A 23,551-nucleotide genomic window follows, 5' to 3' on the forward strand; every position below is an offset into this window, starting at 1 on the left:
GATAATATATTTTTTTAATCTATTCTTTCTCTTGCGTTATCTAACATTTTATTCAATTCTTCTTCATTATATTTCAAAAATTCATCAGGTCTTATTGCTCTATCATCAATGTAAAAACCACCTTTTCCTGGCCATGGTTTTCCAAAAATTATTTCATCATAAGGAATATCCCATTTATCTAGCCAGTCCATTGTCATTCTTGACGTATGAACATTGATTAATCCTAAATTTCCTCCATGAGTTCTCATTTGTCTTGCTGTAAATATTAATATTTTAAATCCTTCTTTTTTGTATTCTTTTAATTTTTTTACAATATTATCATAAGGTTTCAAATCTTCATATCTTTCATCTGCTTTTTTTATAGGACAAATTGTTCCATCTAAATCTACCACTAAAGTGCCTTTATTTTTCATATTTATTCAACTCCTTCATCATATTTATAGCATTCAGTATAAAAGCAAAAACTTTACTTGGTATATCAATATGTAATGGAAGCATTGATAAGAATAAAGAAGTCTCACATACTCTTATTACTTCCATATCATATCCATACTCTTTTACTTTTTTAATAAACATATCCTGTAATAATTTTAAATTAGCACTCTCAATTTTTAAGTCCATTTTTAAATTATTATTCAATTCTATTGTAAATAAACCATTATTCATAAAATCATAATTTCCCAATATTGAATGAGATAATTTTGCTAAATCATAATATTCATTAGTATACATTTCATCTTCACTTACTGCCCCTTTTGGATCTATTAATTTTAGCATTTCAGATGATTTATCATACAAAGTATTTGAGAAACAGGGGTCTCCATGTCCAATAACTTCAATATATTTAAATTTTTTATTAAAAATTTCATTATAATATTTTTTATATTCTGCAAATATTTCATCTATCGAGTTATAATCAGTTGAAAATTTTATAAATAGGTCTATTTCTCCATAAATTTCCATTTCTTTTAATTTTTGTATTCGTTCTTCAACTTTTTTATAATACAGCTCATTAAAAACTTTATTAAATTTTTCCTTTGATATATCTCTTTTTTCTCTTCTTATTATAAATTCAAATATTTTATTTAAATAATTTTCAAAACTCTCTTCATTAAATGAATTATGAATCCATTGTAATGCAACATCAGGAATATTTAGTCTTTCCATTGTATACGAAGCTCTTTCTTCATTTTCTTTATAATCATATGGCATTACCATCCATTTTTGCATATGATGTGGAAGCATATAATAAAAATCATGCTCCTTTTTCATCTTTGTTTTGTCAACAGAACTCTTTGTTATTGTATATTTATCACTTGATAAAGAATTAAAATACCGTGCTTCAAAACTTCCTGAAAAAAAGAGTAAAAAATCTCTTAATTCTGACAAATTTATTTTAAAATCATTTGGTAAAATTTCATCTGTATCCAAAAAAAATTGATTTTTATTATTATCTAATATTCTTTTTGTTAGATATTCAGAATAACTTTGTATATTTGGAAATACTATTATACTAGAGTTATATTTATTATCTACCATTGTCTGATTAATATACTTGCATTTTTCTAAAAATATAAAAAATTTTTCTTCATTTACTACGACATTACTTGATAAAAAATGAATGTATATTTTTTCTGAATCTTCTTTATCTTCAAATAATAAATTTTCTTTTAAATTTTCAATTTCTGTCCAGTTTTTTAAATATTCAAATCTAATCTGAACATTATGAAATTTCTCCAAAGTTTGTTTCAATCTTTCTATAAATTTAACTTTTTTGTAAATAATCTCACTATATCTTTTGTTTCCTATAATTCCAGAAATTATTCTTGAGGGTTTTTCTATATCATCATAAACAAAACATATTTTTTTTTCCATTTTTTCTCCCCTTTTTTATTTTTTACTAAAATATCTGATATTTATTCTAAATATAACAGAAGAAATCCCTATAACAAATATGATATAAGATATTTTTATTATTTCTACTGAATCAAATAATTTAAAGGTCAATATCTCAGGAATCATTAAAAAATTAAATTCAAAATTAAAAGCTCTAGCAAATAAATCATAAGATGATATTTCAAATATCCAAACTAATATACTTATAAAAAATAATATTGGAATTCTCCCTTTTAACAAATATTTTGCATAATTATATAGTTCATTTATTTGTTCAATAACTTTTAAAATATAAATTCCTTTTCTGGTTTCACTTTTTGTTAAAATTATTCTATTTGTATACAGATATGTATATCTAAAACAAAGATAACAAAAAACAGAAAAAAATAAAAACGAAGATAAATAGAAAAGTAATTTATAGCTTACAAATTGTTTTAATCCTATTCCAGATATTAAAATAAATGTTAATATTAAAGTATCAAAAAATCTATCTATCCAGGTTCCAATAAAACCCTTTCCAGAATTATCAAGCATATACGATATTTCCAAAATTTTAAATAAATCTCCTAATTTAAAAGGTATAAAATAATTTACGTATGTATATGAAAGATAAACATTTATTAGTTCTTTTAAATTTCTTTTTTCTTCGATATAAATTATAAAAAATCTAATAAATCTAAAAATATGTGATACTATATATAATAAAATAAATAATATCAAGTATTTTAAATTATATTCAAAATTATTGCCATATTTTGTAACATTATTTATAAAAAATATTGTTGCTATACATATAAATATTAAAAATATGTAATTCAAAATAGTTTTTCTTAAATTTATTCTTTTTAAACTTTTCAATATCATCATCTTATACCTTTTTTCTTTAATTCTATACTATATTTTATTATTCTTTTTATTAATTTCCATTTAGATAATAATCCAGTATTCCAACTCGAAACTCCATTAATTCTATTTGGAAAAAGTACATTTATTCTTTTAAAATCTAATTTTTGCTTTTTTCCCATATATAATACGTATAAATCAAACGAAAAATCTTTTGGAGGTTCTATCCATGTCCTATAAAATTTTCTTGAAAATACATTCGGTTGTCCATTTATATCCCAAAGAAATTCTCTAAGATAAATTGTTTCAAAAATTGACATGCCTATTGTAAAAAAATTTTCAACAAAAGACCTTTTTTTTCTTTTTCCTTTCACATACATATTTTTATTCCAATTATTTTTTTCCAATATTTTATAAGCTCTTATAATATCTTGAGGATCTGTCTGCATATCTGCATGCATCCACCCTAAAAAATCCCCCTTTGCTTCTTTTAAACCTTGAAGAATACCATAACCATATCCTTTATTTATAGGAACTAGCACAGTTCTTGCAAATAAATATTTAGGAAGTAATCTTTTTAAAACTTCGTCTGAATTATCAGTGGAACCGTTATTAACTAATATTATTTCTATATCTTCGTTTTCCAAAATACTATCAAATTTATCAAGAATTATCGGTATATTCTCTTCTTCATTATAACATGGTATAACTATAGACATTTTCATTATTATTATTCTCCTTTTATGGACTTAATTCAGAAATATAGCAATTTACAACTTATTTTTTAAAAATCAAAAATTTTGAAGTTATATAATTTAATATTATTCCTATTATATTGGAAATTATTTTTAACAATTTATCATCCTGTTTAAAAATTTCAACACCTATAACCATAATTCCGACATCTAAAACCCCTGTTATATATCTTGTAAAAGCAAAAAATAAAAATTCTTTTAAGATTTTGTTTTTCAATTTTTCTTTTTTTTCAAAAACAAAGTTTCTATTTGCAAAGAAAGAAAATATCAAGGCTAAAATCCATGCAATTATACTTGACAAAATATAATTCAGATTCGAAACACTTCTTAAAATAAAATAAATAAAGATATTCAAAAAAGTAGTTAATGCTCCAATTATACCGTATTTAAAAATTTCTATCATTTATTCCTCTATATTTCCTTTCTAAAATTTTATTCTTCTTTTACGGTGTTCCTATTACAATTTCAGGAACTATATATGCTTTCTTATTATTTTCATTTATAAATTGAATTTTTGATATTTCTTTATTTGGAAAATCGTTTTTAAACCCGATATAACTTCTTTCCTTATCATTAAGCTGTAATAGTTCTAATACTTTATTTCCTTGTATATCATATCCTATAAGTTTTATTTTATCAAAATTATAATTTCTTACTCTTTTTGTATACAGATATTCTAATTTAAGCGGTTTCGGTAATACCATTTCTGTTATTTCCTCTTTTGAATTTAAATCATCTAAATAGTATTTTTCACCTAAAAAATATGTGTATTCTATTTTCCCAGTTTCCTTTCCAATATAATAACCTTTTTGGTTTTCCATTATAAAAAATGGATAAATCGGAAGAGTCCAGCTATTGGTTTTATAAAACTTTGAATATTTTTTCCAATCCGAATGAACTTCATCATATCTAAAAACATTATTATTTATTATTGGAGAATACCTTAATATGATAAATATTATTAAAATATTATATAAAATTTTTATATTATTTTTGCTTTCTCCCATATTTCTTTTTACAATAAAAGGAATTAATACTAGTATAAGAAGCATTGGTATCCTTGTTAATAGTGCATGTCTGGTATTTATTGCTCCAAATGCCGTTGACCACAAATTTGAACCGCTCCATACCTTAGATATGACATTCAAATATGAATTAATGAAAATCAGGGACAGTAGACTCAACAGTATAATACTTTCTCTATTTTTATTTTTAATACTGATATATACTAAAATTCCTGCTATTATTATAAAAATTATTAAATATACCATATTTAAATTAAGAATATTTTGATTTTGTTCTGTCCCAAAGTTAAATATATTTATAAATTGTTGTACAATTTGATGTGTTCCTATATTTATTATTTCCATAATCTTTATTTTCCCTATTGGTCTAAACCAGACTGTGGTATGCCTTCCAACTATTCTATATGCCGGTTCATTATCAAATCTTATCCAATTTTTTGTATGTCTATATGTATAAACTAACTGAATCATTGTTGATAATGCTATAGAAACTAGAAAAATTTTATCTCTTATTTTCAATTTTTTCCATAACAATATTAAAATTCCCATTGCTACAGGTAATAATGTAATATAATGTAATTTTGAAATACATAATAATACTGTTAATATCACTAATAATATATAATTTTTTTTCTTTAATTCATTAAAGTCTATCAGACTTATATAAAAAATCATTATTATATTCATATATGCAAATGCTATAAATGTATGAGTTTCTGCATATGGAAATATATTAAAAACCGCAAACAGTATACTTACTGTAAATCTAAAAAATATATTCCCATATTTTCTAAATCTATGTAATACAAAAATGGAAGAGCCAAAACTTATAATTAAAATAGCTACATTTGACATTAAAAAAATTGTCCATCTGGCATTAAATCCTAATTTTGCTATTAAAATTGCTATTAACCTATGAAATAGAGGAAAATAGCCACCTTCCATTCTAAAAATATTTCCTGTAATTCCTTTACGGGCATAATAAAAAAAATCATAAAATTCTTCTGCATAAGGTTCTGCTTTAAATGATAGTACCGGAGCTTTTATATTTATTAAAAAAAACGCTATTAATGCTGTTACTATGTATATTTTAATATTATTTTTTTTCTGTTTTTTTATCAATTTTAAAAAATAAAAATAACTCGATATTGCTAAAAATAAAAATATAATCTGTCCTATTACTATAGTATTTATTTCATAAAACTCTACTCTCTGAACTAATGATTTTTCTGTTTTTTCTCCATTTTGAAGTAATTCTCCATACATAATATCTTCTGTTTTATGCATAGATACTGAATTTCCTGTTTCTCCATCAATTCCTTCTATTTTTAAGGTAGCTTCTCCCTTTTTAAATTGAAAAAACTTAAGATTGAAAAAATGAAAATCATTATCTTTTATTTTGGACATATCTATTATTTCTACTTTTTTCTTACTTCCTTGTGTTAATTCAACTTTTATTTTTCCTTTATTACTTCTTCCATATGTTGTAAATAAGACCCCATATCTTGTTATATACCCTGGAATATAAACTTTTTGTTCAAAAACTGTTCCTTTTGATAATTCCTTCGACAATTCCCAGTTGTATAATTTAGAAGCTTCTTCTTTTTGTGATTCATTTTTTATTGCCACTATTGACGGAATAACTATCCCAACAAGTAAAAAAAACATCCAAATAATTAGAGATTTTGAAAATTTTATTTTTTGTTTTTTTATATTATAAAAATTCTTCACTTACTATTCACCCTTCAAATTAAAATAATTTATTTAGTTTTCTGTAGTATGTTCTATATATTCTTTCAATACTTCATTGGGAATTCCACTTCTTTTTATTTTACCTGATTCTATCCAGATTACTTTATTACATAACTTTTCCATTGTATGTAAATCATGGGATACTATAACTATAGTAATTCCACTATCCTTTAATTCCTGCATTTTCCTAAAACATTTTGCTTGAAAATTGGCATCTCCAACTGATAATATCTCGTCTATTAAAAGTATCTCCGCTTCTACATTAATTGCAACTGAAAAAGCTAGCCTCATATACATTCCGGAAGAATATGTCCTAATTGGACTATCTATAAATTCTTCTAATTCTGAAAATTTAATGATTGTATCTAACTTAGAATCAATCTCCTTTTTGGTTAATCCATATATAGAAGCATTTATATAAATATTTTCTCTACCGGTCATATCTGGATGAAATCCTGCTCCAAGTTCTATTAAACTGGATACTTTTCCATTTATTTTTATATTTCCTGAATCTGGATATATAATTTTTGTAATTAATTTTAATAGAGTACTTTTTCCAGAACCATTTTTTCCAACTATACCTAAAATATCTCCTTTTTCTATATCAAAAGATATTCCTCTAAGAATATTATTTTTAACATATGCATTTCTACTCTTAAAAAATAATATTCTTTCTTTTAATGTAAATCCTTTATCCTTATAAATCTTAAAACTCTTTTCTACATTCTCTACACTTATAGCTATTTCCTTCATTATAGTTCCTCCGCAAAGCTTTTTTGCAATTTTTCAAACACAAAATATCCAACAAATATCATAATTACACTATATAATACAGCACTTCCAAAAAATGAAAAATCTGGTATTTTTTTATAATACAATATTTCTCTATAAAATATTATAATACTTGTCATCGGATTCATTAAAAATATTCCTCTATATTCTGAAGGAACCATATCCATTGAATAAACAATTGGTGTTGCATAAAACCAGGCCATTATAACTATATTCAAAATATACTCCAAATCTCTAAAGAATACATCTAATGCAGCAAATATAAAGGTAATACCTAATACCATTATATATTGTAAAATCATGATAACTGGTAACAATAAAACATACCAGCTTAATCCAACTTCACTAAAAGATACTGTTAGGATAACTACTATCATTGTGTAAACCATATTCATAAATGCTGCATTTACAGTAGCTATTGGCAATACTATTCGAGGAAAATAAATTTTTTTTACTAAATCCTTATTAGCTACTATACTAACAGATCCCGCTTGAATACATGTTGTAAAAAAAATCCATGGAACAAGTCCTACAAATAGATAAATATGAAAATTTTTTATATTAGATTTTAAAATAACAGAAAATACAATTGTATAAATTATCAATTGTAGTAACGGATTTAAAAATGTCCAGAAGAAACCTAAAATAGATCCTTTATATCTTACTTTGAGCTCTTTATTAACTAAACTATAAATCATCTGCCTATAATTATATATTTCTTTCAATATTTTCATTTTTTCTCCTTAATCATTACTTTATTCTCTTTTTTAATTTTAGAAAAATAGAATCTTTATTAATATATTTATTTAATAAATATGAAAATAGTACACTTATACACATAGCCATTAATATTATTTTTAATTCAGGAAAAGAACCTATTGAAAAATAAAATCTTTGAACTAAAAAGACTAATACTATTTGATGAATTAAATAAAATTCCATACTAATTTTCCCTAATTTTTTTAATAAAGAATTATTTAAAATTTTTGAAATAAAACCTTTATCAAAACTAAAAACTAAAATTAAAAAGGAGATTGGAAATATATAGTATATATCCCATCTATAAATTAATGGAATTTTACTAATTCCGATATACATAAAAATAAGTAACATTAGTATACTAATAAATTCTAAAATAGTTGCTTTTTTTCTTGTTATATATTGTTGTATTCTTAAATAAATTTCATAAAGCAATACACCACTAAAAAAATCTATAAAACGAAAAACAGGATTTACATAATAAAACCATGTTCCTAATTCTTCTGTTATGTTAAACTTTATAATTATTGTTATTATAGATAGCATGAATATTGCATAACTCCATAACAATTTTCTTAGAGGAAGTTTTAGAAAATATAGAAATATAATATAGAAAAAAAATAAATTTGAAATACACCATGCCACACCATTAAACTTAAAAGCAAAACCATCTAAAGGAACAAAACTCTGTACTAAAAATAGAAATGGAATTACTGATGATAGAACATCCTGTAATGATATTTTATAAATAATTATTGACAATAGCATCGTAATCATATATATAGGATAAATTTTTTTTACTCTTTTTATCAAAAACTCTTCCTTTAAAACTTTATTTGTTATTATCTTACTTTTATACCCATATGAACAAACAAAGCCAGATAAAATAAAGAAAAACTGAACACCTATAAAAGCTTCAAAAATCCAATTTTCCAAAAAAAGTTTATCATTATATAATTTGAATACATCAAAATGATGAATAAATATCAAAAATATAAATATAAATCTTAAAGAATTTATTGCGTTCAATTCTTTTTTCAAAAATTACACCTTCCTTCTAAATAATTATTTTTTAATTAATAGAAATTTTTCAATTCCTTTGCTACATTTTTAGCACATTCTTCCCATGTAATAGACTTCCAATTTTCTTCTATATTTCTATTTTTTTCTTCTAATTTATCTAAATTTTTATAATAATATAATATTTTCTCTGCCCATTCTTTTGCATTATAAGGGTTTGCATAATCAATAAAATCTCCACCTATCTCTTTAAGAGGTGCAACATCTGAAGCAATACAAAACTTCCCATAATTTAAACTTTCTGGCAAAGTCAGACTCCATCCTTCATATAAACTAGCTAACACTGTAAATAAACTATTTTTATATAAGATTTCTAATTCTATGTCATTTGGAGTTATTATAATTATTTTATTTTTTATTCTTTCGTCTCTTTCTAATCTCTCTAGCAGTTCTTCAGTTTTCCATCCAGGATATCCGCAGAAAATCATTTGAGGTAAGTCTTCAGCCATTTTCATTAATTCCAAATACGCCTGATATAGTATATCATGATTTTTTCTGGCTTCTATAGAACCAACTGCCATAATATAAGATTTATCAATATTATACTTTTCAAATACTTTTTCTCTTAATTTTTTATCATCTAAATTCAATTTTACTGTAACATCACTTCCAAATTTTACCGGTATCCCTTCTCTTTCTGGAAGACTGTTGTCCTTAGCATATTTTAATCCATCTAACATAGCTGTTTTTCCGCCATAAAATACTGCATCACTAAGTTTGTAAGTTCTATCTAAAAATACTTTGTAAAATATCTTAGTTTCTTCCTTATGTGTTTGCGGAACAATAGTTGGAGTAAAATCATAAATCAATTGGAAAAATTTAAATTGATTTTTCTTTTTAGATTCTTCTATTACATCATAAACATGTTCATTATATCCTACTCCTACTGAAAAAAATATGTCTTTTTCCTTAAAGGGAAGTAAATAGCTTGTTTTCTTTATTTGTATTCCTTTTTTTTCTTTTATTTTATTTATATGCTTTACCATCATTTTTTGAATTTTTGAAGGAAATAAACTAACCATCAGCCATATTGCTTCTCCGAATTTTTCGTTTCGTGATAACATTTTTTTCTTTTCATAAATTGCTGATGATTTTTGAGTTGTTAACCATTTAATCTGATGACTCAATTCCTTAAAACCTTCTTCTATAGATTTACTGGAAAATAATTGATTTATTGAGTATTTATCTAAAATTATGTACTTATCATCCAATAGTACAATGTACTCTATATTATTTATTTCACTGATTAAATTTTTAGCTAATTGTAACTGCGTTCTTAATATTCCGCTTACATTAGATTTTGAAAAAATTGAATGCCATATCAAAGTCAAGTCATAATAAATTTTTCCATTATATTTTAAATTTTCATCAGCTATTTGCAATAAATATTCATTTACTTTTTGACCGCAATCTTTCCAAGTTATTGATTTCCAATTTTTTTCTATTTTTTCAGAATAGGATTTTAATATCTCATTATTCTCATTATAATACAATATTTTATTCATCCACTCTACTGAATCCATTGTTTCAACATAATCTGACAATTCACCTGCTATTTCTCTTAGAGGTGCAACATCTGAACATAAACAAAATTTACCATAACTTAAAGACTCAGGTAATGTCAGGCTCCATCCTTCATAAACAGTTGGTAATATAGTAAATTTACAATTTCTATAGATAACATCTAATTCTTCATCTGAAGGTGTTATTAATGTTATTTTTTTAGATAGCTCTGTATCATTTTCTATAAACTCTCCTGTCAGTCCAGTTGGATGACCTCCAACAATTACCAGTTGCGGTATTTTTTCTTCAGGCAATGATTGTAACATTAGTTTGTACGCCCTATATATTGTCATATAATTTTTTTTCGGATCTATTGAACCTACTGCTAAAATATAATCATCCGATATACTATATTTCTTTAAAACATCTTCTTTTGAACAACTACCAGTACTTCTTATTATGTTAGAACCAAATTTTACAGGAAAACCTTTTTTTATTGGTAATTTATTTTCTTTAAAGAACTCTTCCGCATCTTTTTTAGCAGTTTCTCCGCCATAAAAAATGTAATCACAGTTTGTGGAAATCCATGTCAGGTATTTTGAAAAGATTTTTTGACCGTCATAAAGATGTTTTAAGCCTTTTTTTACTAATACTAAATCATAAACTAAATAAATTAACTTTATATTCTGCAATGATGATTTTAATCTTGAGTATTGATATTCTTTATTACTTGTATACCAACCACAAGAAAAAATTATATCACCCTCTTTAAAAGGGTGAGTGAATTCATAATTGTCTTTTTTATTAATTAATTTATTTCGAAATCCATTATTGAATTTAGAAATTATTTTTAATGGTATATAAATTAAATTTGTAATAATTATTGCTAGTATTTTTTTTATTCCATGTAATTTAGAATGTATTATTTTTTTTAATATTTTAGCTCGTTCTATTCTAGCTGTTGATGTATTTATTGCTTTTTTTAGACCTTCTGGCATTTCAAATTCATTACTTTTATTATTTCTATTGAAATGTTTAATATATGCATCTGAAACACTATCTGACTTCCAAAGCCACTCTAATTCTTCCGATTTTATTTCAGAAAATCCTATTTCTTCACTTACACAAAAACGAATCTCTGGATTTTCTTTTTTTAAATTTTTAGCTATCTCTAGTTCCGCTCTGACAATTCCAACACATCCACCATCCCAGATACGCATTGTATTTGTTAAATCCATCCAAATTGACACTTTTTATACTCCTCCTATTTTACTTTATTATAAAAATTAATAACTATTTAATTTAATTTCTTTTCCAACTAATTCTAAATCATTTTTTACCATTCTTTCAACTAATTCAGTAAATGAAATTTCTCTTTTCCAACCTAGTGCTGCTTCACCTTTTGCAGGATTTCCAATTAAGATATCAACTTCTGCAGGTCTAAAAAATTTAGGATTTACTCTTACTACTGTTTTTCCAGTTTTAGCATCTTTCCCTATTTCTTTTTCATCTTTTCCTTCCCAAACAATATCAATATCTACATACTTAAATGCTCTCTCTACAAACTCTCTAACAGTTCTAGTTTCATTTGTTGCAATCACATAATCATCTGCTTTATCTTGTTGTAACATTAACCACATTGCTTTTACATAATCCTTTGCATGTCCCCAATCACGTTTTGCATCTAAATTCCCTAATTCTAAAACATCTTGTACTCCTAATTTTATTCTAGCTACTGCATCTGTGATTTTTCTAGTAACAAACTCTTTTCCTCTTCTTTCAGATTCATGATTAAACAATATCCCTGAACATGCATACATATCATAACTCTCTCTGTAATTTTTAGTAATCCAATGCCCATAAAGTTTTGCTACTCCATATGGACTTCTAGGATAAAAAGGTGTATCTTCATTTTGAGGAATTGCTTGGACTAATCCAAACATTTCACTTGTAGATGCTTGGTAGAATCTTGCTTCAGGTTTTACCGCTTTTATAGCTTCCAACATATTTAAAGCTCCAATTCCATCAATATCAACAGTTGCTACAGGTTGTTCCCATGATGTTCCAACAAACGATTGAGCTGCCAGATTATACACTTCATCAGCTTGAGATATTCTCATTGCATTGACTAATGAAACCAAGTCTGTCATATCAGCATATATAAAATTTATTTCATCTTTTCTATGCTCTATATTTCCAAAAGTAATTACACTTTTTCTTCTAATTAATCCATATACTTCATATCCTTTTTCCAATAGTAACTCCGCTAAATACGAACCATCCTGTCCTGTTATTCCTGTTATTAAAGCTCTTTTTTTCATATTTTCCTCCTAAATTTATCTATTTTTATAATAATCTAACATTTTTACTAATATATCTTTTACACTTTGAGATTTCTTACCATTCATAAATTCCCATAGTCTTGTTGTATCTCCAATCATTCTCCAAACTTCATTTTTTCTAACAAAATCTGACGAAATCTCAATTTCAGGTTTAAAATCTGTTATTTCCTGAAGTAATTGTATTATCATTTCACCATTTGTTGGAATTCCTGAACAGATATTAAGAATATCAAAATCTAATTTTTTTCTTGATATTAATTCCATTATAACTTCTGCACAATATTCAACATCGACATAATCTCTAAAAGATGATATATTTCCAACAGAAAGTTTTTCTTTTCTATCTGCAAAATGTTCTACCAACTTAGGAACTAAAAATTTTTCACTTTGACCAACTCCTATAATGTTAAACGGTCTTATTGTTACAATATCTAAATCCTCTTTATACTGTTTACTTATATATTCTGTAATCATCTTACTATATGAATAATGATTCGCTGGATTATAAGTAAGATTTTCTCCGTATTTATCTACATTTTGATTTCCATAAACTCCTGCTGTACTTGCCAAAATTACTCTAGTATTTTTGTCACAATAATTTTGTGCTGATTCTAATAAATTTTCTGTCCCTTGAACATTTACATTATAAATTTCTCCAGTATTTTTATGAGTAACCAATGCAATTGCTGCTAAATGTACTATAACATTAGGTTTATACGATTTTATAACTTCACCCAAATTTTCTTTATCTAAAAGAGAAATAACTCTTTGATTTTCTGATGAAACATCTAGAACTTTTTGGGCATCAATAGCTAAAAAGTCTAAATCATTATCTTTAATTTTTTTAAGTACATACTTGCCTATAAATCCAGAGGCTCCTGTTATTAAAATTTTTTTTTCTTTCATATCTCTTCCTTTATTTCTATTAATCTCTAAAATTTATAAATATTCATTCCTATTGCAAATTCTTAGATTATTGATAATTTCCTTAACTTCTTGTGAATTGTTTTTATGACAAATCAGTGTTACATCTTCAGTATCTACAATTACTATATCCTCTAAACCAATAGTTGCGATAAGTTTTTCATTACCTTGTATTATTGAATTTTTTGTTTTTATACTTATAACATTTCCACTTATAACATTTCCATCTTGATTTGTCTTATTAATTCTTTCAAGTGAAAGCCAACTTCCTACATCATCCCACCCAAAGTTTCCTGGAATCACATAAATGTTTTTAGCTTTTTCCATTATCCCATAATCTATAGATTCTGACGGAAGATTTGGAAATTCTTTTCTTAACACTTCTTCATATTCTTCTGTATTTATTGACTCTCCTATTTTTTGCAGTCCTTCATAAATTTCTGGCAAATATTCTTTAAAATTTTTCAAAATAGTTGATGCTTTCCATACAAACATTCCACTATTCCATAAATATTGTCCACTTGTTAAGTATTCTTTAGCTTTTTCTAAATTTGGTTTTTCCACAAAACGTAAAACTTCATAAACGTTTGCACTATCTTTAAAATTTTCACCTTTTGTAAAGTTAATATACCCATATCCTGTTTCAGGATAATTTGGAGTAATTCCTATTGTTACCAGATTATCTCCTTTCTCAACTACATTTAATGTCGTTTTTAATGTGTCGATGAAAATTTCATTAAATTTAATTAAATGATCTGAAGGTAAAATTATCATTTTTGAATTTATATCCTTTTTCGCAATATGCATTGCAGCAAGTCCAATACAAGGTGCTGTATTTTTAGCAACTGGTTCAATGATTATATTCTCTTTTGGTATATCTGGGATATTCTCTAAAACCAAATTTTTATACATTTCATTTGTTACCACGTAAACATTTTCAATATCTACTAAACTTTTTACCCTTTCGACTGTATGTTGTATCATAGATTTCCCATCATCTGTTAAAGATAAAAATTGCTTTGGTAAATTTATTCGGCTTTTAGGCCAAAACCTTTCACCTTTTCCACCAGCCATTATTACTACTGAAGTCAATGTAGCTCCTCCTTTTTTATTTGAAATTTTATTAGTGTGTTTTCAGAATTACATAAAACAACAACTATTATTATAAATTATTTTTTTAATAAACTTTCTAAATATTTTTTATAATTACAATTTTTTAACTTATTTATTATTTTAACAAGCATTTCTTTGTCTATCCAGCCTTTTGTATAGGCAATTTCTTCAAGACAGGCAATATAAAAGCCTTGTCTATTTTGAATTGCTTCTACAAAATTTGAAGCCTCTAACAAACCTTTTGGTGTACCTGTGTCAAACCAACTCATCCCACGTCCGAGAGTTTTTACTTTTAATTTTTCTTCAATCAAATAAAGTTCATTAATTGATGTTATTTCTAGCTCTTTACGTTTTGATGGCTTTAATGTCTTAGCTTTTTTTATAACTGTATTATCATAAAAATACAGTCCTGGGATTGCAAAATTTGATTTAGCTATTTGCGGTTTTTCTTGTAAAGAAATGACATTTCCGTGTTTATCAAATTCAACAACACCATAATCACTGGGATTTTTCACTGGATAACCAAATATCATTGCACCATTATTATTTAATTCTGTTTTTTTAGAATTTTCAAAGTAATCAATCGCTTCTTCAAGAATTTTTGAAAATCCATTTCCATAAAATATGTTATCTCCCAAAATCAATGTAACATTATCACAATCAATAAAGTCTTCTCCTATCAAAAAACATTCCGCAATTCCATTTGGCTCATTTTGAATTTTATATTCAATATTTATTCCTAATTGCTTTCCATCTCCAAGAAGATTTTCGAATAACAAGATATCTCTTGGTGTGGAAATTATTAAAATATTCTTTATATTTGCAAGCATAAGTACAGATAAAGGATAATAAATCATAGGCTTATCATAAACTGGCAATATTTGTTTGGAAATAGATTTTGTCAATGGATAAAGTCTTGTGCCAGAACCTCCAGCTAAAACAATTCCCTTCATAAGTCTCCTCCTTAAATAAACCATTTAATAAAAAGAATTTTTTCAATTTCAATATTATTTCCCTTTTCCAAATAAAACAGCCTTAGCCGTTTTTGCAACAATAAGCACATCAAGTATTAAGTCCTGATGTTTTAAATAGTATAAGTCATATTCAAGTTTTCTCTTTGCATCATCTAAACTTTCGCCGTATGGAAACATTACTTGAGCCCAACCTGTTATTCCAGGTTTTATAAGATGCCTTAGATTGTAGTAGTTTATCTGTTCTGCGTAATCTTTGGCTAGTATATCCCATTCTGGACGTGGTCCAATAAAACTCATTGTCCCTTTCAAAATATTCCAAAGTTGTGGTAATTCATCGATTCTTGTTTTTCTAATAAATTTTCCAAATTTTGTAACTCTTGTGTCACAATCCAAAGTATACTTTGAATATTTTTTAGGATCATGCAGTTTCATACTTCTAAATTTATAAACTTTGAAAGGTTTCATATTTTCGCCTATTCTTGTTTGTTTAAATATAACTGGCCCTTTAGATTCGCATTTAATAATTATTGCAGTAATTAATGCGAGAGGAGAAAGAACGACCATTAAAATTAATGCTAGTATTAAATCCATTCCTCTTTTTATATTTCTTTGCATTTCATTGTTCAAAATATCAAATCCATTTGATTGTAAAATCCATTCTTCATTTATTTGATTTATATCAATTTTCTTTTGGATATCTTCATTGAATTCTTCATAATTCATTATTTTTAATCCATTAATTTTCAAATCAAAAATACGTTTTGAATATTTTTTAAAATCAGGACTTTTTATATCTTTTACAATTACTAGAATATCCACATTATTTTTTACAATAATTGATTCCATTTCATCATATTTTCCAATTAAATATTTTGTTGCTCTAGTTTTATTATTTGAAATATATCCAATATAATTATAGTCAAGGGTATTTATAATATCTTCTTGGATGTTATTGTCTATATGATTTGACCCAAATATTAATACATTTTGTTTTTTCATATAAATTGAGCATATAATTTTTCTAAAAATTACTTGAAACACAAATATTAATCCAAACATATAAAATACATCAAAACGCTTCCAAAAGGCATATAACATTACAGAAAAGATACTATCAATTCCTAAATTTATAAAAACATCTTTAAGCCTAAAACGTTCTGCATAAAAATCCAGTTGTCCAAATACAAACTTTACAAATATAAATAAAATAAATATAAAATTTGTTAAATATTTTACTACATAGTCATATTTATCTAATAAAAGACTATAAATCATATATAAAATAAAAATATATAATATACGTATGCGTATATCTTTATTTAGTTTCATAATTATTCATCCTCACTTAACAAATCATTTATATAAACTCCATTTAAGAAGCATTCATTGAAGATTTTATCTTAATTTTTTTTACTAAAAGAATAACATTTTCTAAGACAAAAAATTATAATTTGTATTAAATAATTCCAAATGAGAAAAAAGATGAAAAAATTTATTTGAATTTTTGTGTAAATAGAAGTTTTATTCTCTATTTTTTATACATAATTACAGTATGAGTATAACATATTTTATTAGGAAATTCAAGTACTGGCAATTCAATAAAAATATGGCTTGGAAGTAATTTTAAACATTATAATGGTATGTGTTTGTTTTTTATATTTTTTAAAAATTTAATCAATAAGTTATACAACTCTGAAATTTAAATCCAGCAATCTAAATCTTTGAAATTGTTATTTTACTTAAAATTTGATATACTAAATTTATAAAAATAAAAAATATGGAGGAAAAAAATTATGAATTTTAATGATTACAAATATGAGCATTTGGACTTGGAAAAAATAAAAGGAGAATTTTCAGAGCTAATAGATAGTTTTGAAAAGGCAGAAAATGTAGAGGGACAAATTGAGGCGTTTGATAAAATTATAAAGCTGAGAAATCATATTGAAACTATGCAGACGCTTGTTTCAATTCGGCATAGCATTGATACTAACGATGAGTTTTATAATAAGGAAAATGAGTATATGGATGAAATTAGTCCAATTTTGTTTGGATTTACTAATGATTTTTATAGCGTTCTTGTGAATTCAAAATTTAAAAACGAACTTGTTGAGAAATATGGAAAATTATTGTTTGATTTGGCAGAAAATACATTGAAAGTTTTCTCGAACGAGATTATTCCAGATGCACAGGAAGAAAATAGATTATCCAGCAAATATTCAAAATTGATTGCCAGTGCAAAAATTGATTTTGATGGGAAAGAGCTTAATTTATCGCAAATGGTTCCCTATACGCAATCAAAGGACAGAAATGTGAGAATTGAAGCCGCAAAGAAAGTGGCTCAGTTTTTTTCTGAAAATCAAGAAGAATTTGACAATATTTATGATTCGCTTGTAAAAGTGAGAACTAAAATGGCACAGAAAATGGGATATAAAAATTATGTAGAATTTGGATATAAACAGCTTTCAAGACTTGAATACGATGCAAAAATGGTGGAAGGTTACAGAAAGCAAGTACTTGAAAACATTGTACCGCTACATACTGAGCTTCGTAAAAGACAGGAAAAAAGACTGGGAGTGGAAAAACTTAGATTTTATGACGAGGCTATAAAATTTAATTCTGGAAATGCTGATCCACATGGTTCACCTGAATGGATTTTAAATCACGGTAAAACAATGTATAAGGAATTGTCGAAGGAAACTGATGAATTTTTTACATTTATGACTGAAAATAATTTGCTTGACTTGCTTTCTAAAAAGGGGAAAATGAGTGGTGGATACTGCACTTACATTCCAAAATATAAGGCTCCATTTATTTTTGCCAATTTTAATGGGACTGCACATGATATTGATGTTTTGACGCACGAAGCAGGGCATGCTTTTCAAGTTTACCAAAGCCGAGGTTTTGAGGTGCCTGAATATTTATGGCCAACTTACGAAGCTTGTGAAATTCATTCAATGAGTATGGAATTTTTGACTTGGCCGTGGATGGACTTGTTCTTTCAAAATGATACAGAAAAATATAAATTTATTCATTTGTCAGAAGCTCTTTTATTCATTCCTTATGGGGTAACAGTCGATGAATTTCAGCACTGGGTTTATGAAAATTCAGAAGTTACTCCACAAGAGCGTCGTGAAAAATGGCTTGAAATTGAGAAAAAATATTTACCAACTAGAGATTATGGGGAAGCCAATGAATTGAAAAATGGAATTTTTTGGTTTAGACAAGGGCATATTTTCAGCTCGCCATTTTACTACATCGACTACACTTTAGCCCAAGTCTGTGCTTTCCAATTCTGGATAAAATCAAGGGAAGACAGGGAAAAAGCATGGCAGGATTATTTGAATCTATGTAAACTTGGAGGAAGTAAATCGTTCTTTGAACTTATGAAATCTGCCAATCTGAAAAATCCGTTTGAGGAAGGAATATTAGCGGCTGTAATTCCAAAAATTAAAGAATATCTGGATAGTGTCGATGATATGAATTTGTAATTTAAATCATTATTAAAAATAAAATTTTAAAATATTTCTGTTTTTCTATTGATTTAAAAAAAATTTAGTGATATAATAATTGTAGATACAAATTTAAAAGAATAATATATTAATTATATGGAGGTAATGTATAATGATTTATGAAAATATCTTAGACTTAATTGGAAATACACCTGTAGTAAAACTAAAATTTTTAAATGAAGAAAATATTGCTGATATTTATGTGAAACTGGAAAAATATAATATTGGTGGAAGTGTAAAGGATAGAGCGGCTCTTGGAATGATAGAAGCAGCTGAAAAAGAAGGAAAATTAAAACCAGGAGGAACAATTGTAGAGCCAACGTCTGGAAATACTGGAATTGCATTAGCTTTAATCGGAAAAGCAAAAGGATATAAAGTAATCATCATCATGCCTGATTCGATGAGTGTGGAAAGAAGAAGCATCTTGGCAGCTTACGGAGCTGAGCTAATATTGACTGAAGGGGCAAAAGGAATGAAAGGAGCAATCGCTGAAGCTGAAAAATTAGCGGCTGAAAACGGATACTTCCTACCTCAGCAATTTGAAAACCCTGCAAATCCTGCTAAACACTATGAAACTACGGCAAAAGAAATTTTGAATGACTTCCCACAAATTGATGCCTTTATTTCAGGAGTTGGAACAGCTGGAACTTTATCAGGAGTTGGAAAAAGATTGAAAGAAGAAAGACCTGGAGTGCAAGTGTTCGCTGTAGAACCTACAACTTCTGCAGTATTATCAGGAGAACAACCTGGAAAACATTCTCAGCAAGGTCTTGGAGCTGGATTCATTCCTGGAAATTATAATCCTGAACTTGTTGATGAAGTTATAAAAATAACAAATGAAGAAGCTATTGAGTTTGCAACAAGAGCTTCAAAAGAAAATGGACTATTTATAGGAATCTCTTCTGGAACTGCAATTGCAGCTGCTTACAAGGTGGCTAAAAAATTAGGAAAAGGAAAAAAAGTTTTAGCAATTTTACCTGATGGTGGTGAAAAATACTTATCAGTTGAAGTATTTAGAAATAATTTATAGAAAATAATAAGGCAAGAATTCTTTGATATTGCAGATATATCTAAGATTAATTGCCTTTTTTACAATCCTTAAAAAAATTTTATTACATTTGTATAAAAAAGTTGTGTTTAAAATAGTTTTAGTATATAATAAGATATAATTTTTAAGGAGTGTGATTACTATTTTTAAATGGTTACAAAATGAAATAAATAATATCGCAGAAAAGGATCCAGCAGTAAGATCCAAAATAGAAGTCTTTCTCTACCCATCCTTGCATGCGGTTATTAATCATAGAATTGCACATTTTTTTCAAAATCATAAATTATATTTTTTTGCAAGGCTTATTTCACAATTTTCCCGTTTTTTTACAGGAATAGAAATTCATCCTGGAGCAAAGCTGGGAAATAAAATATTTTTTGATCATGGAATGGGAATTGTAATCGGAGAAACAGCCGAAATTGGCAATAACTGCGTTATTTATCATGGAGTAACTCTCGGAGGGGTAAGTACCTCAAAAACTAAAAGACATCCGACATTAAAAGAAAATGTAACAGTTGGAACTGGAGCAAAACTTTTAGGAAATATAATAATTGGTAAAAATGCAAGAATTGGAGCAAATTCAGTTGTTTTACGAGATGTACCTGACGAGGCTGTCGCTGTAGGCATTCCTGCCAGAATTATCCCAAAAACAGAAGAAGATTACTATATGTGGTATATTTAATTTATTTTTGTTATTTTAGAAAATAAGTCCTTTTCTATTAAGTTTTAGGACTTAATTTTAAAAATTTTGAATATAATCTAAAAAACTAATATAAAAATCAAAAAAATTTGACAATCAAAATAAAATATGATATATTTTTTATATGAAAATTGAGTAAAATAATTTATTTCAATTCTTTGATTTAAAAATACAACAAACAGATGGATACATGATATCCAAAATAAATAAAACTAATAACGGAGGCTTAAAATGGCAAAAGTAGGAATTTTTTTCGGATCAACAACAGGCGTAACTGAAGATATAGCTCATAAAATTGCAGAAAAAATTGATGGAGCAGAAGTTTTCAATATTGATGGGAATGAAGATAAGTTAGAAGACTTTGATGTGCTGCTTTTGGGAGCTTCTACATGGGGGTTTGGAGACTTGCAAGATGACTGGGCTGCAGTTGTCGATGACTTGGCAAACAAAGATTTCAGTGGTAAAAAAGTAGGATATTTCGGTAGTGGAGATCAAGGAACATTCTCTGATACATTTATGGATGGAATTGGCATTCTTGATGAAGAAATCCAAAAAACTGGTGCAACAATTATTGGAAAAACTTCAGTTGAAGGATATGAATTTAATGAATCAAGAGCTGTAAAAAATGGTCAATTTTTGGGACTTGCTTTAGATGAAGTTAATCAGTCTGAATTAACAGATGAAAGAATTGATGCATGGGTTGAACAAATCAAAAAAGAATTTTAATAATAAACTATGTCTGTGAATAATAAAAATAATTTCACAAAAGACAAATTAAATATGATTTTAGCTATATTTTATATATAACTAAGATAAATCAATTTTCACAAGTTGATTTTCTCTCCAAAAATAAAGAAGACGTTCACAAGGACGTCTTTTTTTTATTTGTTATTCTTTTCTTTCTTTAATATAAATTAAAAACTTAATCAAACAGTGGCATCTTAGATTCTAACTTGTTAAAAATATAGACTAAGTCAAAGAAAGTAACATTACGTTTCAAAGTTATACAATATCTCTAATAATCAATATTTTAGATTTAATTTTTAAAATTTTTGAATAAAAATCAAAAAAAAATACTTGATTTTTTTAAATTATATGGTATACTATAATAGAAAACAGTATTTAAAAAAATGTAAAAAGGAGCTGATTAGCATGAAAAAATTAATTCTAGTAGGATTTTTAGCATTTGGAGCATTAGGATTTTCAAGATATGTAGAGGAGTGTTATGTTACTGGTAAAACAGGGAGATCTGTAACTTGTGAAAGTGCAGAATCAGGAAGAACATTCCAATTTACAAGTGGTAGATTATCTTCTGTTTCAAAAGGATATTCTTATAAAATTTATTTTGAAGGTACTGGGTACAGAGGATTGCGTTTAACTAGAGCAAAACTTCTTGCAGGTTAAAACTAAAAACCTTTACCAACAATAAAATTATTAGAAACTCTAGGTTTATAAAAAACTTAGAGTTTTTTTTAACAAATAAAAAAATGTTTTTATATCCAAACACTAGATTTTATTAATTTTTTTTCGATTTTGAAAAAATTTGAAAATATATAAAAAGGTATTGGATTATTATAACTTTTCTAGTATAATAAATTTATATAATTTTAGTATAAAAAAGGAAAATTCAATGAAAAAAGGTATCGGAAAATCACACAGTAAAATAATATTAATTGGAGAACATTCTGTTGTTTACGGTTATCCTGCCATCGCTATTCCACTAAAAGAAATTGAAATTGAATGTATTGTGGAAGAAGCCAAAAGCAGCTATTTCCCTAATAAGACTGATACTATTTCAGTTGCTCTTTTTACTGCGTTAAAATATTTAAAAAAAGAAAATGCAAAAATAAAATATAAAGTAACTTCTCAAATACCGACAAAACGTGGAATGGGCTCTTCAGCAGCTGTTAGTATTGCCGCCATTCGTGCTGTATTTGATTATTTTGGAGAATATTTGGAAGATACATTGCTGGAAAAGTTGGTTCACACGGCAGAAATTGTAGCTCATAGTACACCAAGCGGGCTGGATGCCAAAACTTGCCTTAGCAACAAAGCCATAAAATTTATAAAGAACAAGGGATTTTCATACATTGACTTAAATCTCGATGCATATCTTGTAATTGCAGATACAGGCATTTATGGAAATACTGGCGAAGCAATTCAAAAGGTTAAAAATTTAGGAAGTAACGCTGACAGTTCTTTAAACAAATTAGGAGAATTGACAGATGAAATGGCTAAAATCTTGACTGAAAATATTGAATCCAAAGAAGAAAAAGTTGATAAAATAGGAAAAATTATGACAAAAGCAAATACAGAACTCGGAAACTTGAATATAACCATTGAAAAAACAGACTTATTTGTAAAAACAGCAATCGAAAACGGAGCAAGTGGGGCAAAAATTTCTGGCGGAGGATTAGGAGGATGTGTAATCGCACTTGCTAAGAATCTGGAAATTGTAGAAAAAATAAAAGATGAATTGTTAAAATGTGGAGCAGAGAATATTTGGGTGGAGAAAATTTAATAAGAAAATAAAGGA

The 23,551-nt window shown here is 26.3% G+C and carries 21 protein-coding genes; 6 read left to right on the top strand and 15 right to left on the bottom strand.

Going from position 1 to position 23,551, the window contains the following annotated elements:
- Positions 1–14 precede the first annotated feature (14 nt).
- From BQ5344_RS02665 to BQ5344_RS02735, 15 genes are all read right to left on the bottom strand, one after another.
- Positions 15–413 (bottom strand): HAD family hydrolase, encoded by a 399-nt coding sequence (locus BQ5344_RS02665; RefSeq protein ID WP_071124053.1) that lies wholly within the window; start codon positions 411–413, stop codon positions 15–17.
- Complete coding sequence (locus BQ5344_RS02670; RefSeq protein WP_071124054.1) at positions 403–1,875, bottom strand: hypothetical protein; 1,473 nt, start codon at positions 1,873–1,875, stop codon at positions 403–405. The genes BQ5344_RS02665 and BQ5344_RS02670 overlap by 11 nt, the downstream gene beginning before the upstream one ends.
- 15 nt (positions 1,876–1,890) lie before the next feature.
- The gene (locus BQ5344_RS12585) at positions 1,891–2,763 is read right to left on the bottom strand and encodes a lysylphosphatidylglycerol synthase domain-containing protein (RefSeq protein ID WP_071124055.1); all 873 of its coding nucleotides are present in this window, start codon (positions 2,761–2,763) and stop codon (positions 1,891–1,893) included.
- On the bottom strand, positions 2,760–3,464 hold the full coding sequence (locus tag BQ5344_RS02680; protein WP_071124056.1) for a glycosyltransferase family 2 protein: 705 nt from the start codon (positions 3,462–3,464) through the stop codon (positions 2,760–2,762). The genes BQ5344_RS12585 and BQ5344_RS02680 overlap by 4 nt, the downstream gene beginning before the upstream one ends.
- A gap of 52 nt (positions 3,465–3,516) precedes the next feature.
- Positions 3,517–3,897 carry a GtrA family protein gene (locus BQ5344_RS02685; RefSeq protein ID WP_071124057.1) on the bottom strand — a complete coding sequence of 127 codons (381 nt, stop codon included), beginning with the start codon at positions 3,895–3,897 and terminating at the stop codon, positions 3,517–3,519.
- A 40-nt stretch (positions 3,898–3,937) separates the two neighbouring features.
- Positions 3,938–6,250 carry a hypothetical protein gene (locus BQ5344_RS02690; RefSeq protein WP_071124058.1) on the bottom strand — a complete coding sequence of 771 codons (2,313 nt, stop codon included), beginning with the start codon at positions 6,248–6,250 and terminating at the stop codon, positions 3,938–3,940.
- A gap of 33 nt (positions 6,251–6,283) precedes the next feature.
- Positions 6,284–7,024, bottom strand: coding sequence for an ABC transporter ATP-binding protein (locus BQ5344_RS02695; protein ID WP_071124059.1), 741 nt, complete (start codon positions 7,022–7,024; stop codon positions 6,284–6,286).
- Entirely contained in the window at positions 7,024–7,797 is a 774-nt protein-coding gene (locus BQ5344_RS02700) for an ABC transporter permease (protein WP_071124060.1), read from the bottom strand. Before BQ5344_RS02700 ends, BQ5344_RS02695 begins: the two co-directional genes overlap by 1 nt.
- A 16-nt stretch (positions 7,798–7,813) precedes the next feature.
- The gene (locus tag BQ5344_RS02705; RefSeq protein WP_071124061.1) at positions 7,814–8,863 is read right to left on the bottom strand and encodes an acyltransferase family protein; all 1,050 of its coding nucleotides are present in this window, start codon (positions 8,861–8,863) and stop codon (positions 7,814–7,816) included.
- A gap of 35 nt (positions 8,864–8,898) precedes the next feature.
- Positions 8,899–11,655 carry a glycosyltransferase gene (locus BQ5344_RS02710; protein ID WP_071124062.1) on the bottom strand — a complete coding sequence of 919 codons (2,757 nt, stop codon included), beginning with the start codon at positions 11,653–11,655 and terminating at the stop codon, positions 8,899–8,901.
- Positions 11,656–11,691: 36 nt separating this feature from the next.
- Positions 11,692–12,726, bottom strand: coding sequence for a GDP-mannose 4,6-dehydratase (gene gmd, locus BQ5344_RS02715; RefSeq protein WP_071124063.1), 1,035 nt, complete (start codon positions 12,724–12,726; stop codon positions 11,692–11,694).
- Positions 12,727–12,741: 15 nt separating this feature from the next.
- Entirely contained in the window at positions 12,742–13,653 is a 912-nt protein-coding gene (locus tag BQ5344_RS02720) for an NAD-dependent epimerase/dehydratase family protein (RefSeq protein WP_071124064.1), read from the bottom strand.
- Between the two features lie 33 nt (positions 13,654–13,686).
- Entirely contained in the window at positions 13,687–14,763 is a 1,077-nt protein-coding gene (locus tag BQ5344_RS02725; RefSeq protein WP_205407987.1) for a mannose-1-phosphate guanylyltransferase, read from the bottom strand.
- Between the two features lie 77 nt (positions 14,764–14,840).
- Positions 14,841–15,737 carry a glucose-1-phosphate thymidylyltransferase RfbA gene (gene rfbA, locus BQ5344_RS02730; protein WP_071124065.1) on the bottom strand — a complete coding sequence of 299 codons (897 nt, stop codon included), beginning with the start codon at positions 15,735–15,737 and terminating at the stop codon, positions 14,841–14,843.
- A gap of 54 nt (positions 15,738–15,791) precedes the next feature.
- A complete protein-coding gene (locus BQ5344_RS02735; RefSeq protein ID WP_071124066.1) occupies positions 15,792–17,087 on the bottom strand; it encodes an exopolysaccharide biosynthesis polyprenyl glycosylphosphotransferase in 1,296 nt (431 codons plus the stop codon).
- Between the two features lie 464 nt (positions 17,088–17,551).
- Between BQ5344_RS02735 and BQ5344_RS02740 the strand changes: the two genes are divergently transcribed.
- The 6 genes from BQ5344_RS02740 (at position 17,552) to mvk (ending at position 23,536) form a co-directional block, all read left to right on the top strand.
- The gene (locus BQ5344_RS02740; RefSeq protein WP_071124067.1) at positions 17,552–19,246 is read left to right on the top strand and encodes a M3 family oligoendopeptidase; all 1,695 of its coding nucleotides are present in this window, start codon (positions 17,552–17,554) and stop codon (positions 19,244–19,246) included.
- 133 nt (positions 19,247–19,379) lie between these two features.
- The gene (cysK, locus tag BQ5344_RS02745) at positions 19,380–20,297 is read left to right on the top strand and encodes a cysteine synthase A (RefSeq protein WP_021768868.1); all 918 of its coding nucleotides are present in this window, start codon (positions 19,380–19,382) and stop codon (positions 20,295–20,297) included.
- A 151-nt stretch (positions 20,298–20,448) separates the two neighbouring features.
- A complete protein-coding gene (gene epsC, locus BQ5344_RS02750) occupies positions 20,449–20,997 on the top strand; it encodes a serine O-acetyltransferase EpsC (protein ID WP_071124068.1) in 549 nt (182 codons plus the stop codon).
- A 249-nt stretch (positions 20,998–21,246) separates the two neighbouring features.
- On the top strand, positions 21,247–21,741 hold the full coding sequence (locus tag BQ5344_RS02755; protein WP_021768870.1) for a flavodoxin: 495 nt from the start codon (positions 21,247–21,249) through the stop codon (positions 21,739–21,741).
- 426 nt (positions 21,742–22,167) lie between these two features.
- Entirely contained in the window at positions 22,168–22,419 is a 252-nt protein-coding gene (locus tag BQ5344_RS02760; RefSeq protein ID WP_036070439.1) for a hypothetical protein, read from the top strand.
- Between the two features lie 226 nt (positions 22,420–22,645).
- The gene (gene mvk / locus BQ5344_RS02765; protein ID WP_071124069.1) at positions 22,646–23,536 is read left to right on the top strand and encodes a mevalonate kinase; all 891 of its coding nucleotides are present in this window, start codon (positions 22,646–22,648) and stop codon (positions 23,534–23,536) included.
- Positions 23,537–23,551 lie beyond the last annotated feature (15 nt).

This window comes from Leptotrichia massiliensis, assembly GCF_900104625.1.
GTDB classification, from domain to species: domain Bacteria; phylum Fusobacteriota; class Fusobacteriia; order Fusobacteriales; family Leptotrichiaceae; genus Leptotrichia; species Leptotrichia massiliensis.